Origin of the sequence: Clostridium porci, assembly GCF_009696375.1 — a bacterium.
Lineage (GTDB): Bacteria > Bacillota > Clostridia > Lachnospirales > Lachnospiraceae > Enterocloster > Enterocloster porci.
Window position 1 is genome coordinate 1 of record NZ_VUMD01000021.1, and the last position, 13527, is coordinate 13527.

Below are 13527 nucleotides of genomic sequence, written 5' to 3' on the forward strand. Positions count from 1 at the left end.
ACCTATCGGGTTATCAGTTGTTGCTCATCCCTGCCGAGATAAGCCCGACGCTTTTAGCATCACATGGCCATAAGTCTATGAAGTATTACCCTCATAGCGTGATGTTTGTGCGTCAACGTGTCGCACCAAAGATGTTCTCCACTTCCCGGCTGGAGAGCAGGTCCTTCACATTCTGGGTGATGCCGGTGGGGATGCCTCCCCATTTGCGGAACCGTTTCCAAATCTCCACGGAGTAGGCCGCCGTCTGCTCCTCCTTCAGGAGCAGATGGAACTCGTCCATGAAATACCGGGTGGCCTTGCCCGCGCTGCGGTTCTGGGTCACGCGCCCCCACACCTGATCCTGCACCACCAGCATCCCGATCTTCTTCATCTGCTTGCCCAGGTCCTTGATGTCAAAGCAGACGATGCGGTTGGTGATGTCCACATTAGTGCGGTGGTTGAAGATGTTCAGGGAGCCGGTGACATAAATTTCAAGGGCGGTCGCCACATGGCGGGCCTCCTTCTCCTCCTGCTTTAAGAGCGCCTCGTAGAGGTCCTGCAAGAGGGGCATATTCTCCGGCCTGGGGTCCTCGAAATACTTCTGGTATATCTGGTGGACGCAGCGGTCGATGACCGTTTTCTCCACCGGCTGGAGGCCCTCCTTGCCGCCTACCACCAGCTCGCACAGGGAGAGGATGAAGTCGGCTTTCAGGGCCACGGGGTTGTCCTCCTCGGAGTAGTTCAGGTTGATGTCCATCGGGTTGACATACTGGCTGCTGGACGGGCTGATCCTGATGATCTGCCCGCCGAACCGCTCCACCAGCGGCGCGTACTCCGCCTCCGGGTCGCAGATGATGACATCATCGTCCGACACAAGGAAGGCGTTGGCGATCTCCCGCTTGGCGGCGAAGGACTTGCCGGAGCCGGGAGTGCCAAGGATCAGCCCGTTGGGGTTTTTAAGAGCCTTCCTGTCCACCATAATGAGGTTGTTGGAAAGGGCGTTCAGGCCGTAGTAGAGGGACTCCTTCCGGTCCTGAAACAGCTCCTGCGTGGTGAACGGGATGAAGATGGCGGTGGAGCTGGTGGTAAGGCCCCGCTGTATCTCGATGAGGTTCTGCGCCAGCGGCAGGGAGGACATCAGCCCCTGCTCCTGCTGGAAGTCCAGCCGCCGCAGGACGCAGTTGTGCTTCTGGGCGATGCTCTGGGACTGGAACACATTGGTCTCCAGCTCCTGCTCGGTGCGCCCGGTGTTCATCACCAGGAACGTCACCATGAACATCCGCTCGTTCTGGCTCTGCAATTCCTTCAGCAGCGCCTTGGCGTCCCTGCCGTAGGTGGCGAGGTCGGAGGGGATGATGTCGATGTCGTACCCGGCGCGGACGGCCTTCTTCTGTTCCTCGATCTTGCTGCGGTCCAGCTCCGTGATGGTGTGCTTCACCGTCTTGATGGCCTTGTTCTGGTCGATGGACTGGATGTGCATGGTGACGATCTGGCTGGAGTCGATGTCCAGGATGTCCGCCAGCATACGGTCGCTGATGTCCGAGGCCGTGATGGACAAAAACGACATGGCCCCGTACATATCCCCCGCCTGGAAGGTGCGCCGGCCGTTGAAGGCAAAGGCGGCGGGTGCGATGAAGTCCTTCACGGAAAGCCCGGACTCCACCAGCCACTTCCACTCGAAGGCGAAGGGGTCACGGTCCCCCATGTGGAACATGGAGTGCATCAGGCGCAGGCGCTCCTTCCCGTTCAGCACAGCGGCGGTCACGCCGATGCGCTTGAAGTTGTTGAGCAGGTCCGTCTCCACATGGTCCAGCCGGGGCTTCGCCTGCCGCATGGAGGCCGCCTCGATGCCGAAGGTCAGGTACTTCGCCTTTGTCAGGCCGTTGTTGCCCCTGGCAAGCTGGCTTTTCAGCATCTGGCTGTACTCCGCCCGGACGCTGTCAAAGGCGTCCCCCGCAGGCGGGATGCGGACGGACTTCTCGAAGCTCTCCGCGTCGGTCGCCATGTTCATGAAGGACAGCTCAAAGTGGATGGAACTGTCGAAGAAGTTGAGGAAGCTGCACCACTCCTCGAAGATGGCCGTCTTGTCCTCCTGCTGGGCCAGCTGGTAGTTGATGTCGTTGAACTGGACGGTCTTGGTGTAGTAGTTGTCCGTCACACGGCAGATGCCGTCCGGGAACATCCTCTGGAACGGGATGGACTGCTGGGCGGTGCGGGGAGTGCCGTCATCCCTGCGGGCCTTCTCGATGATGGCCCTAATCTGTTTTTTCTCCGCTTTTGTCAGGCTTGCGGGGAGAGCGATCGGCTCCGCTTTCCCGCGCCCGCCTTTCTGCGTTTTGAACAATGGCCTGTACCTCCTTTTCCACTTGGTCCTGCCGCATGAGGGCAGAGTAATAGTTGTTGGTCGCATAGGGACGGACCTTCGGGCGGATGAACTTCGCCTGGATGAAATGCCGCGCCACCGCCTCCAGCGGCTGGCCGTCCTTCTCGTACATGGCGAGGAAGAACAGCGGGAGCATGAGGACGATCATCCCCATGACGGCGAGGCTGGTGTTGCCGGAGCGTTTCATCAGGAAGAACGCAGGGACGCCGATGAGCGCCGCCGCGCCGAAGCAGACGAGCTGCCGCTTCGTCAGCCCAAAGAACACCTTGGTCTTTACCCGCGTCAGGTCGCGGGGGATGGAAATATACGCTGCCATGATGACCTCCTTTCCCGGTCAATGGGCGTTCAGTACGCTTCGGGCAAGGCCCCCGGTCTTGAACAGGGTGAACACCAGCAGGACCGTGTACCCCACCACGCCCCAGAGGGAGCCGACTATATCCGAAGTGAACGAGATGGACTGTATCAGCACAGCGTAGATGCCGACACAGATGATGATGAGGAAGCCCTGGAAGCCCAGGGCGAACAGGGAGCGGAGGTAGTTCTGCCCGGTCTGGCTCTGTTCCCGGTTCCCGAAGGTAGAGAGCGGGATGGGCGCGAGGCTTGTCATCAAATACACCTCTATCATACGGCCGTAGACGATGACGAAGATCACGATGGAGAGTATCCAGAGGGTGAGCTGTATCACAAAGCTCATCAGGTAGATGCCCAAAAGCGTACCCACGCCGTAGGTCGAGAGCGTGGCCTCCATCGCGGCGATGGCCTCATCGCTGACCGATGTGGACGCGCCGATGATGCCCCCGCTCTGGGAGATCACGCTCTGGCAGACATCAAAGACCGCCATCACGATGTTGAAGCAGTTGGAGATGAGCGTGACAGCCACGAAGGTCTTGAATATCCACTTGAAGATGATCCATGTCTCGAAGTTCGAGAGGTTGTTATGCTCAATGATGAGCTGGATCAGCTCGTAACAGGCAATGAAGGTGAGGATCAGCCCCGCTATGGGGATGATGACGGTCTCCGATACGCTGCGTATCATGGAGAAGATGCCAGGGGAGAAGCTCGCCGGGGTCATGCCCACATCCATGGCGATCTCCCCCACGCGGGAGTTGACCGAATCGAAAACACCTGTGAGGTTGCCCATGATCCCGCTGATCAGAAGCTCTTTGAGCCATTCCGCGATTGCGTCAAGAATACTGCCCAAATCAAATACCTTGTCCTTTCATCTGGTGGGGCAGGGCGGCAGGGCGCCGCCCCGCCCTGGTTACAGCGGGCCTTGTCCTGCCTCCGTGTCAGGCGGTGAACAGCCCGGAGAGCAGGGGGACCAAGGTGATACCGATGAGGGCGACGCCTCCGCCCGCCATCAACTGTTTCATGCCCTGGCTCTTGGCTCCGGGGTTGTCGTTGCCGTAGCCCTCCAGAAGGTTGATCGCGCCCCACACGCCGAGGCCGGCGCCCAGCGCCACAACGAGGGTCTGCAGCACATTGATCGCACTGTTGAAAAATGCCATATTTTTGTCCTCCTTAAAGTCGGTGGGCGGGAGATGCCCCCGCCCGGAAACAGGTCTGCTTGGTTACGAAAACACGGGATTCCCCCGGTTTTATGCGGCTTTCCCAGTCTGGCCCGCTGAATGGATGCCTGCCATTGTAAGGGTGGGGGCAGCTCCATTTCCGGCAGGCCAGGGGGAGAACCGCCGCCCTTATGGGCGGGATGCCAGCGTCAGGCGGTGAACAGGCCGGAGAGCAGGGGAACGAGGGTGATGCCGATGAGGGCGACGCCTCCGCCCGCCATCAACTGCTTCATGCCCTGGCTCTTGGCTCCGGGGTTGTCGTTGCCGTAGCCCTCCAGAAGGTTGATCGCGCCCCACACGCCGAGGCCGGCGCCCAGCGCCACAACGAGGGTCTGCAAAACACCGATCGCACTGTTGAAAAATGCCATAACTTTGTCCTCCTTCAAGACAGTGGGCGGAGCCTTTGCCCCGCCCGGTTCGTGGAATGGTTTTGATGGTGCAAAAGGGCGCCCGCCGTCCCGCACAGTCAGCCCGCCTGTTGGATGCCTGCCGTAAGGTGAGTGGGGGCAGCTTCATTACAGGCGGGCGCTGTTCCGTGCAGGGAGGGAACGCCCGGACATGGAAAAAGCCCCGCAGAGGGGGCTTTACGGCGTGACGCTCATCCGTCCGCGTCGATCACTTCAAATTCGTCCTTCGCCCGCAGCTTCAGCCGGTGGTCCAGGAACTTCTCGATGTCGAAGCGGTTCTTCTCGTCACAGTCCGCCGTGTACTGGAAATTGGGGTGCTTCGTCAAGTCGTACTTGTCCGACAAAAACGGCCTCACGCCCCGGATCTGGAGGATGCACTTGCCGCCGTCCAGCACCGCCAGCTCGTCCACGCTGGCAAGCTCATGGCCCGTCCGCTGGTAGTTCACGCTGTGGGACTCCTGGCTGCCCTTGCTCACCCCGGTGTTGAACATATCTATGGTCTCCTTGCCCAGGGCGGCGGAAAGCTCCTTCAAGGTGGTCGGCTCACTGCCGCCGAGGAAGATGCGGGTGTCCATGTTGCCGATGATGGTGTCGGCGTTGTCCTTGTAGATCGCCTTTAGCTGGCTCTGCGCCTGCAAGACCAGGCAGGCCGATATTTCCCGGCTTCGGATGGTCGCCACCAGCTTCTCCAGGTTCGGTATCTGCCCGATGTTGGCGCACTCGTCAATGAGGCAGCGCACATGGACCGGGAGCCGCCCGTGGTACTGGTCGTCCGCCTTCTCGCACAGCAGGTTGAAAAGCTGGGTGTAGATCATGCTGATGAGGAAATTGAAGGTGCTGTCCGTGTCGCTCATGATGAGGAACAGGGCGGTCTTCCGGTCCCCCAGGGTGTCCAGCTCCAGCTCGTCATACCGGGTGATCTCCCGCAGTTCGGCGATGTCAAAGGGAGCCAGCCGAGCGCCGCAGGAGATGAGGATGGATTTTGCTGTCTTGCCGGCCGCCAGCTTATAGAGCCGGTATTGGCGGACAGCGAAGTGGTCCGGCTCTTTCTTTTCCAGCGCCTCAAACATCTGGTCGATAGGGTTCTGGAACGTCTCATCGTCCTCCCGGACTTCCATAGCGTTCAGGAAGGTGATGAGCGTCCCGAAGTTCTGCTCCTCCACGGGCGCGATATAGTGGATATAGGCGATGAGCGCCGTGTAAAGGAGCTTCTCGGCTTTCTCCCAGAACTGGTCCCCGCCCTTGCCCTCGCCCTGCGTGTTCACCATCAGCGTTGTCACCAGCTTCAGGATGTCCTTCTCCGAGTGGATATAGGCGAAGGGGTTGTAGTGCATCGACTTCTTGAAATTGATCGTGTTAAAAATCTTGATGCGGTACTTGTTCCGCACCAGGACGGCCCCGCATTCCTCGACGATCCCCCCTTTTGGATCAGTGATGACATACGAACTATGGCACTGTAAAAGGTTGGGCTTGAGCCAGAACCTGGTCTTGCCGCTACCGGAGCCGCCAACGATCAGCACGTTCTTGTTCCGGGCGGTCTTGGGGTCCTTGGGACGGCTGTTCATGGTGAGGCTCTCCGTCCGTGTCAGGATGACATTGTTCTCAAACACGGGGTCCGCGAACGGCTCGATGTCCTTCGGGCCGCCCCATCTGGCGCTCCCGTATTCCTCCCCGTGGCGGTATTTCTTGGCGTTCTTGCTCCGCACATACACCACCAGCCGGAACGCCGCGCCGATGGCAAGCCCGATGCACAGGTCGAAGGGGTGGAAGCTGGGCATGGGGTTCCCCCACGCCGTACCCATCGAGGTGAAAAAGCCGAGGAGCTTTGTGGAGATGTCCGTACCCTCCGCGATACGCCACGCTTCCCCGATATTGGAGCAGAACAGCCCGATGATGGCATAGGGGATGTTCAGGATGATGAGTTTCTTTGTTTTCTGGTTCATCGCTCACGCTCCTGGTTCTTCTCCCGCACCTTGGAGGGGATGGACTTGGCAAGCTCCTTCAGGTGCGCCAGGGCTTTCAGGACGCTGGGCCGCTTCTCTTTCTGGGACAGCTTCACGGAATACTCCTTGAAGGCGGCGGTCAGCACATCGGCGTCCTTTGCCTTGAAGAACACCATAAAGCGGGGCGGCTCCTGGGACACATCCTTTCGGATGGCATAGTCCACGCCGTACTTGTTCAGCACCCGCTCAAAGTCCTTGATGCCGCTCTTTGCGATGTCGATCTGCTGCGCCCCCTGGTCCTTGCGGATCAGCTTCTCCACGGTCATCTTTCCGTGGTCGCCCTCCGCCGCCCTGCCGGCCTTCACCCGCGCCCGGTGCTGGCAGTATTTTCGGAACGCCGCCACCAGTGTCCGCCCGGTCAGCTTGCTGGTGCTTATCATCAGGTTTACGGTCCTGTTCTCTACTTCCTCCTGCAAATCTCATTCCCCCTTTCTGCGGAAACGGCACTGGCACTGGAGGTATGCGCCGGGGTCTCAGATGTGGAACGCCGGGAAGTCCTTCCCATCGGCGTAGAGGGTCACGGTATGGTCGGCAAAGTAGACCACGGCGGCGATCACATCCTCCGCAGAGAGGGAAACGCCGTCCCCGTCCTCATCGTACTTGTAGACGATCACGGGGCCGAGCAGATACCGCTCCCTGCCCAGGTTCAGGACGCGACGCCCGTCAAAGACGATAGCCAGCCCCGCCACATCCAGGGCATCGTCCGACACGACCTCCAGGCAGTCGTACTTGCCTTTGCTCTCGATCTCGTCCCAGCACTGGGTCTCCTGCATGACCTCCGGGGTCTTGTCCGGGCGCATCACCATCACGATGGAGTCCGCCTCGGCCTCCGTGACGGCGGCCTCCTCCGCCGCGTCGTGCAGATAGTCCTCCAGGGAGTCCACCAGCTTTTTGTAGCCGGGCCTGTCCGCCCTGTCGGGCATGGACAGGTTGATGTTCACATCACCGTTGAAGTGAAAGTGGATACTGTTCATAAGCGTAAAACTCCTTTTTTTCATAAAAAATGCGCCCCGCAAAAGGGGGCGTGTCACCGCTGCTGGTCCCGCTGCCGCCGCCTCTGCCACTGCTCCAGCAGGCGGAGGATGGTATCGCTCATCTGCCTGGGCGTGTAGGACTTGGGGAAGAACTTCTGGAGGTCGCTGGTCCTGAAAGCGATCTGCCCCAGGTCGTCCTTCTTCACCTCGTCCATGATGCTGCACATATCGTCCAGGGTGCAGCCGCTCTCCTGGCTCTTTTTCTTCATGCGCTGGGCCTGCGACACAGAGGGTGCGGCCTGGGCGTAGTCCATCGCCTCCAGGAAGTTCCGCTGTTCCTCCGGCTTCAGGTAGGACAGCTCCACGGCGGGCGTCATGGAGATTTTCTTCTCGTCCACCATATCCAGGATTTCGGGGATCAGTTCTGTCAGGCGGATAAAGCGGCGCACAGAGTCCTTGCTCGTACCGGCTTGTTCCGCGATGATGTCCCTGGATTTTTTCCCGTCCAACTTGTGCGCGTCTTGCTCACAAGTTAGGTCGGTCCGGCTCCCCTGATGCTTCAAAGCCTCCAGCTTCATCTTGTAGGCTTTTGCCCTCTCGCTGGGCAGGATGTTCTCCCGCTGGAGGTTGGAGTCCACCATCATGATGACGGCGGCGTCATCGTCCAGTTCCCGGACAATGACGGGGATGGTGTCCAGCCCTGCCAGTTCTGCGGCGTGGTGGCGGCGGTGGCCGGAGATGATCTCATACCCGCCGTCCTGGTCCGGGCGCACGATGAGGGGATTGGCAACGCCCATCTGCCGGATGCTCTCTACGGTCTCCGTCATAGCATCGTCATCCAGCACCTTGAAGGGATGCCCTTCAAAGGGGTGCAGTTGGGAGAGGGGCATCCGCTGGACGGTCTCCGTCACGGCCTCAGCCGGTGCCTCCGCCTCTTTTTTCTTTGCTCTTGGCATTTGTGTTCACCTCGCTTTCTCAATGTGGGTTTATGGGAAAAAGAAAAAAGGCGTGTACCCCAGCCCCCCAGCGGGGCAGGATACACGCCTATGTACCAGTCTGCGGACGCAAAAAAAGAGCGGATACCGACCGCTGGATTTCTCCAACGGCGATACCCGCTCTATGAAGTCTTGCTTTGTTTGATTGTGGGCGTTCTACCCTCCTTGCGCCGCCCTGCGCTCTTGTTATCCTCTGTTTTGGGTCAAAAAACAGAACCAACACCACAAAACCCGCATTTTTAGGGGCTTTCTGCGTTTAGTTCTAAAATAACACAATCATCCTTGACAATGACTGTGCCGACAAGCCCCGCTTCAATGTCTGCAAGCGTAGACTGAAAGCCAGGTCTTTGGAAATTTGCCCCAGAATAACCGTTGTCCGTGTACCAGCGCAGGTTCGTAAAGCCATTCTGTTTTGCGTAGGTTTCAAGGATACGCTTCTGAGATGAGATTTGTCAAGGGTGTTTTCTCTTTAGAAATACAGCTATTTTTTCGAATTATATTACAGCGATAGCAAACACAATATTTGAGTTTTTATAACAATAGTGCTATACTGTGGGTAGTTATGATTTTCCTTGAATGGAGGCATAGGAATGAAAGTAAGCTATAAAAAACTCTGGAAAATGCTAATTGATCAAGATATGAAAAAAAGAGATTTAGAAAAAGCTGCTGGAATTAGTCATTATACTATCAATAAATTAAATCACGGCGACAATGTAACCACGGATGTTTTAGGAAAAATTTGCATGGCATTGAATTGCACAATAGATGACATCATGGAATTTGTTGACGAATAAGTTTGAAAATAAAAATGGGCTTTCTTAAAAAGCAATCTGTTTTGTAAAAGAATCCTCAAGTATAGGAGTTGAAGATATGTCATACCAAAGCGAAGCAGCTCTTGAACAGCAATTTATAGAGCAACTAAATAAACAGGGATACAATCCTGTGTCTATTCCTGATTACGATGCACTACTCGAAAATTTCAAAATACAATTTGCAACCTTCAATGCGGCAAAGCTCGACCATCCTTTAACAGACAAAGAATGGGAGCGTGTATTCAACATCATGCTTGGAAAATCTGTTTTCCAGAGCGCAAAAATACTTCGAGATAAGTTCGTGCTGGAGCGTGAGGACGGAACGAAAGTGTACCTCTCCTTCTTCGATGCCGACCACACAAAGAACATTTTTCAAGTAACCAACCAGACAACCGTTGTTGGGAAGTATGTCAATCGTTATGATGTGACGATCCTTGTCAATGGACTTCCTCTCATTCAAGTGGAGTTGAAGCGGCGTGGCATAGATATTCGAGAAGCTGTCAACCAAGTGATGCGCTATAAAAAGCATTCCTACAATGGACTGTACCACTTCATTCAGCTTTTCGTTGTGTCCAATGGCGTTGATACAAAATACTTTGCCAACTCCGACAGAGATATGCTTCACAGTCTTGCCTTCTTCTGGACGGACTTCAACAATGTGCGTATCACCAATCTGAAAGAGTTCTCTATCTCCTTCCTTGCCAGAGACCATATTATCAAGATGCTGACGAGATACACCATCCTGAATGACACGGACAAGCTGCTCATGGTGATGCGTCCCTATCAGGTGTATGCAGTAGAGGCTCTTGTCCGGCAAGCCACTCTCACTAACCGCAACGCCTATGTTTGGCATACAACCGGCGCAGGAAAGACGCTGACTTCCTTTAAGACAGCACAAATCCTCGCAGCCAACCCCAATATCAAAAAGGTTATCTTCCTTGTTGACCGGAAGGATTTGGACTCCCAAACCACAGAAGAGTTCAACAAATTTGAAGCTGGTTCTGTTGATGCCACCGATAGAACTGATGTCCTTGTAAAACAGATGCAGGACAAAAACCGACAGCTCATCGTCACAACGATGCAGAAGATGGCGAACGCTGTGAAGCGTCCTCAATACGCAAAAGTTATGGATTCCTATAAGGACGAGAAAGTTGTCTTCATCATCGATGAGTGCCACCGCAGTCAGTTCGGAGATATGCACAAGGACATCGTGCGGCATTTCCAGAAGGCACAATTCTTCGGCTTTACCGGCACACCCCGTTTCGAAGTGAACGGGAAAACAGAGGGAAAAATCACACAGACCACAGAAATGCTGTTTGGGGAATGCGTACATAATTATCTCATCAAGGATGCTATCTTCGACAACAATGTTCTTGGTTTCCATATTGAGTATATCAAGACGATGGAGGGTGATTTCGACTGGGACGATCCCACAATGGCAGATGGGATTGATGTAGGCGAACTCTATATGTCCGAGGAACGGATGTCGATGATCGCAAACCACATTGTCCAAAACCATAAGGCGAAGACAAGAAACGGTCAATACACCGCCATCTTTGCTGTCTCTTCGATTGAAGCTCTGGTTAAATACTATGACATCTTCAAGAAGATCAATCATGACCTGAATATCAGCGGTATCTTCTCCTATGGACAGAACGAAGAAGCAGAAGGTAAAGATGAGCATAGTCGGGACGCTCTGGAACGGATCATCAAAGACTATAACGAGATGTACAGCACCAATTTCTCGACGGACACCTTCTCAGCCTATCATAAGGACATTTCAGACCGTGTGAAGGGAAAGAAAACCAAGTCTCTGGACATCCTTCTTGTAGTAAATATGTTCCTGACCGGCTTTGACAGCAAGCAGTTATCCGTTCTTTATGTGGACAAGGATTTGAAATACCATGACCTACTGCAAGCCTATTCACGAACCAACCGTGTTGAAAAGGAAACGAAACCCTTTGGTATTATCATCTGCTACCGCAATCTGAAAAAGAGGACAGATGACGCTCTTACCCTATTTTCTCAGAGCCATGATACTTCTGGTATTGTTGTTCCCGACTATCCCTATTTCGTCGAGAAGTACAATGAAATGGTTACCCGTTTGAAAGAAATAGCGAAAACTCCAGCGGATATTGACACCATGCAGAACGAGGATGACCAGAAACTTTTCGTTGAGACATTCCGGGAGCTGACCAAGTATTTGCAATCACTTCAAACCTTCATTGAGTTCAGCTTCGACCATGACTCTCTCATCATGAGTGAGCAGGAATATCAGGACTATAAGAGCAAGTATCTGATGCTTTACGCAAAGCAAAAGAAAGATCGTGAAGTTGTTTCCGTCCTGAACGATGTGGATTTCTGTATTGAGCTGATGGAAAGTGACCGAATCAATGTTGCCTATATCATGAACCTTATCCGCAACATTCACTTCGATGATGCCAAACAGAAGGACTATGATATTAAGCACATCAAGGAAGAACTGGGAAGAACCGATAATCCGCAGTTACTCCGCAAGGTGGAGATTCTGCAAGCTTTCTTGGATCGTGTTGTCGTTGGGCTGGAAAGTGCAGATGAGATCGACGCTGCCTACAATGACTTTGAAAATGAGGCAAAGCGTGAAGAAATTGTCGCCTTTGCTCATACAGAAGAAATTGATCCAACTATGCTGACCGACTTCATCTCGGAATATGAGTTTTCCGGCACGATGGATGCCGGTAACATCCGTGACCGTATCGAAAAACCAATGCCGCTGCTGAAAAAACGCTCTCTGGTGAACAGAATTGTAGACTTTATCCGGCAGCACACCGAAAAATTTCAATAAGGAGAATGTAAAATGGACAACAGTATTCAGGCGCACCAAAAAGAGCTTTGCAATAAGCTTTGGGCGATGGCAAACGCACTCCGGGGTAATATGGAGGCGTATGAGTTTAAGAACTACATCTTGGGCATGATTTTCTACTATTATCTGTCTGACCGTACAGAGAAGTACATGGCGAATCTTCTGAAAGACGATGGCATCAGCTATGAAGACGCATGGGCTGATGAGGAATACAAGGAAGCCGTTGTAGAAGAAGCTCTTCGTGACTTGGGCTTCATCATTGAGCCGCAATTCCTGTTCCGCAAGATGGTCAAGATGGTTGAGAACCGTTCTTTTGACATTGAGTTTTTGCAAAAAGCAATCAATGCCCTTATGGAGTCCACACTTGGCAATGATTCTCAAGAGGACTTCGACGGGCTGTTTTCTGATATGCAGCTCGACTCTACTAAACTGGGGCATACCGTCAAAGACAGAAGTGCTGTCATGGCAAAAATCATTGCCTCTCTGGACGAAATCAACTTCGGAGTAGAAGACACAAAGATTGATGTTCTTGGCAATGCCTATGAGTATCTGATCGGGCAATTCGCTGCAACAGCCGGTAAGAAGGCTGGCGAATTCTACACTCCTTCAGGTCCTGCCGAGTTGCTGTGCCGTCTGGCTTGTCTTGGACTAACGGATGTCAAGGACGCAGCCGATCCCACTTGTGGCTCGGGCTCTCTTCTGCTGCGCCTCAAAAACTATGCAAATGTGCGTAACTACTATGGTCAGGAGCTTACTTCCACCACCTACAACCTTGCCCGAATGAATATGATCCTTCGTGGCATTCCTTACCGCAATTTCAATATCTACAACGGTGACACTTTGGAGCATGACTACTTCGGTGACATGAAGTTCCGTGTTCAGGTTGCCAATCCTCCGTATTCTGCAAAATGGTCTGGCGATCTGAGTTTCATGGAAGATCCCCGGTTCAACGAATACGGCAAGCTTGCCCCGAAGAGCAAGGCTGACTTTGCTTTTGTGCAGCACATGGTACATCACATGGACGAGGACGGACGAGCTGTTGTGCTGCTGCCTCATGGTGTCTTGTTCCGTGGAGCTGCCGAGGAAGTAATTCGCAAGCATCTCATTCAGAAATTGAATGTGCTGGATGCCGTGATCGGTCTCCCTGCGAACCTCTTCTTCGGCACAGGTATTCCGGTGTGTGTCCTTGTTCTCAAGAGAGAGCGCAACGGAAATTCCGACAACATTCTGTTCATTGATGCTTCCAATGATTTTGAAGCTGGCAAGAACCAGAATATTCTCCGTGAGTGCGACATTGATAAGATTGTCGAGACCTATGAGCGCCGTGAAGATGTGGACAAGTATGCTCATGTTGCAACCATGCAGGAGATTGAAGAGAACGGTTTCAACCTCAATATTCCCCGATATGTTGATACCTTTGAGCCGGAAGAAGAAATTGACCTGAACGAAGTAGCTGCAGAGATCCGCAAACTGCAAAGTGAAATCAAGGAGATTGATGCAAAGCTGAAACCGTTTTTTGACGAACTGGGACTTGATTTCCCGTTTGAAGTGGAGGGCAAATAAT

12 protein-coding genes and 2 pseudogenes are annotated in these 13527 nt (G+C 54.0%); 4 read left to right on the top strand and 10 right to left on the bottom strand.

Translation table 11 applies throughout. From position 1 onward, the window contains the following. Positions 1–127: 127 nt before the first annotated feature. The 5 genes and pseudogenes from FYJ39_RS17390 to FYJ39_RS17410 form a co-directional block, all read right to left on the bottom strand. Positions 128–2263 (bottom strand): annotated as a pseudogene (locus FYJ39_RS17390) (VirB4-like conjugal transfer ATPase, CD1110 family); the annotation flags it as partial. Next, the gene (locus tag FYJ39_RS17395) at positions 2235–2678 is read right to left on the bottom strand and encodes a PrgI family protein (RefSeq protein ID WP_074661750.1); all 444 of its coding nucleotides are present in this window, start codon (positions 2676–2678) and stop codon (positions 2235–2237) included. The pseudogene FYJ39_RS17390 and the gene FYJ39_RS17395, both read right to left, overlap by 29 nt. An 18-nt stretch (positions 2679–2696) precedes the next feature. After that, positions 2697–3563, bottom strand: a complete 867-nt coding sequence (locus FYJ39_RS17400; RefSeq protein WP_074661567.1) for a VirB6/TrbL-like conjugal transfer protein, CD1112 family — start codon at positions 3561–3563, stop codon at positions 2697–2699. A gap of 88 nt (positions 3564–3651) precedes the next feature. Then, on the bottom strand, positions 3652–3870 hold the full coding sequence (locus FYJ39_RS17405) for a Maff2 family mobile element protein (RefSeq protein ID WP_074661564.1): 219 nt from the start codon (positions 3868–3870) through the stop codon (positions 3652–3654). A gap of 209 nt (positions 3871–4079) precedes the next feature. Next, positions 4080–4298: a Maff2 family mobile element protein gene (locus FYJ39_RS17410; protein WP_074661559.1), complete on the bottom strand. Its 219-nt coding sequence runs from the start codon at positions 4296–4298 to the stop codon at positions 4080–4082. A 65-nt stretch (positions 4299–4363) separates the two neighbouring features. Between FYJ39_RS17410 and FYJ39_RS17415 the strand changes: the two genes are divergently transcribed. Then, a complete protein-coding gene (locus FYJ39_RS17415) occupies positions 4364–4525 on the top strand; it encodes a hypothetical protein (protein WP_207708709.1) in 162 nt (53 codons plus the stop codon). A 3-nt stretch (positions 4526–4528) separates the two neighbouring features. On the opposite strand, the gene FYJ39_RS17420 is transcribed toward FYJ39_RS17415, so the two are convergent. The 5 genes and pseudogenes from FYJ39_RS17420 to FYJ39_RS17440 form a co-directional block, all read right to left on the bottom strand. Next, on the bottom strand, positions 4529–6280 hold the full coding sequence (locus FYJ39_RS17420; RefSeq protein WP_154467154.1) for a VirD4-like conjugal transfer protein, CD1115 family: 1752 nt from the start codon (positions 6278–6280) through the stop codon (positions 4529–4531). Further along, positions 6277–6756, bottom strand: coding sequence for a PcfB family protein (locus tag FYJ39_RS17425; protein WP_154467155.1), 480 nt, complete (start codon positions 6754–6756; stop codon positions 6277–6279). Before FYJ39_RS17425 ends, FYJ39_RS17420 begins: the two co-directional genes overlap by 4 nt. Positions 6757–6813: 57 nt before the next feature. Continuing rightward, positions 6814–7314, bottom strand: coding sequence for a hypothetical protein (locus FYJ39_RS17430; protein ID WP_074663215.1), 501 nt, complete (start codon positions 7312–7314; stop codon positions 6814–6816). 53 nt (positions 7315–7367) lie between these two features. Further along, entirely contained in the window at positions 7368–8270 is a 903-nt protein-coding gene (locus FYJ39_RS17435; RefSeq protein WP_074663217.1) for a ParB/RepB/Spo0J family partition protein, read from the bottom strand. Positions 8271–8587: 317 nt separating this feature from the next. After that, positions 8588–8758, bottom strand: a pseudogene (locus FYJ39_RS17440) (recombinase family protein); the annotation flags it as partial. 141 nt (positions 8759–8899) lie between these two features. On the opposite strand from FYJ39_RS17440, the gene FYJ39_RS17445 reads away from it, so the two are divergent. The 3 genes from FYJ39_RS17445 to FYJ39_RS17455 all read left to right on the top strand — a co-directional run bounded on the left by FYJ39_RS17445 (position 8900) and on the right by FYJ39_RS17455 (position 13526). Next, positions 8900–9103 (top strand): helix-turn-helix domain-containing protein, encoded by a 204-nt coding sequence (locus tag FYJ39_RS17445; protein ID WP_004070719.1) that lies wholly within the window; start codon positions 8900–8902, stop codon positions 9101–9103. A 76-nt stretch (positions 9104–9179) separates the two neighbouring features. Further along, positions 9180–11945, top strand: a complete 2766-nt coding sequence (locus FYJ39_RS17450; RefSeq protein WP_154473694.1) for a type I restriction endonuclease subunit R — start codon at positions 9180–9182, stop codon at positions 11943–11945. A gap of 12 nt (positions 11946–11957) precedes the next feature. Continuing rightward, positions 11958–13526, top strand: a complete 1569-nt coding sequence (locus FYJ39_RS17455; protein WP_154473695.1) for a type I restriction-modification system subunit M — start codon at positions 11958–11960, stop codon at positions 13524–13526. Position 13527: the final 1 nt, after the last annotated feature.

Coding starts and splice junctions, on each gene's coding strand:
- FYJ39_RS17455 (WP_154473695.1), top strand. CDS start 11,958: ATGGACAACAGTATTCAGGCGCACCAAAAAGAGCTTTGCAATAAGCTT.
- FYJ39_RS17405 (WP_074661564.1), bottom strand. CDS start 3,870: ATGGCATTTTTCAACAGTGCGATCAATGTGCTGCAGACCCTCGTTGTG.
- FYJ39_RS17435 (WP_074663217.1), bottom strand. CDS start 8,270: ATGCCAAGAGCAAAGAAAAAAGAGGCGGAGGCACCGGCTGAGGCCGTG.
- FYJ39_RS17420 (WP_154467154.1), bottom strand. CDS start 6,280: ATGAACCAGAAAACAAAGAAACTCATCATCCTGAACATCCCCTATGCC.
- FYJ39_RS17415 (WP_207708709.1), top strand. CDS start 4,364: ATGGTGCAAAAGGGCGCCCGCCGTCCCGCACAGTCAGCCCGCCTGTTG.
- FYJ39_RS17410 (WP_074661559.1), bottom strand. CDS start 4,298: ATGGCATTTTTCAACAGTGCGATCGGTGTTTTGCAGACCCTCGTTGTG.
- FYJ39_RS17395 (WP_074661750.1), bottom strand. CDS start 2,678: ATGGCAGCGTATATTTCCATCCCCCGCGACCTGACGCGGGTAAAGACC.
- FYJ39_RS17445 (WP_004070719.1), top strand. CDS start 8,900: ATGAAAGTAAGCTATAAAAAACTCTGGAAAATGCTAATTGATCAAGAT.
- FYJ39_RS17450 (WP_154473694.1), top strand. CDS start 9,180: ATGTCATACCAAAGCGAAGCAGCTCTTGAACAGCAATTTATAGAGCAA.
- FYJ39_RS17430 (WP_074663215.1), bottom strand. CDS start 7,314: ATGAACAGTATCCACTTTCACTTCAACGGTGATGTGAACATCAACCTG.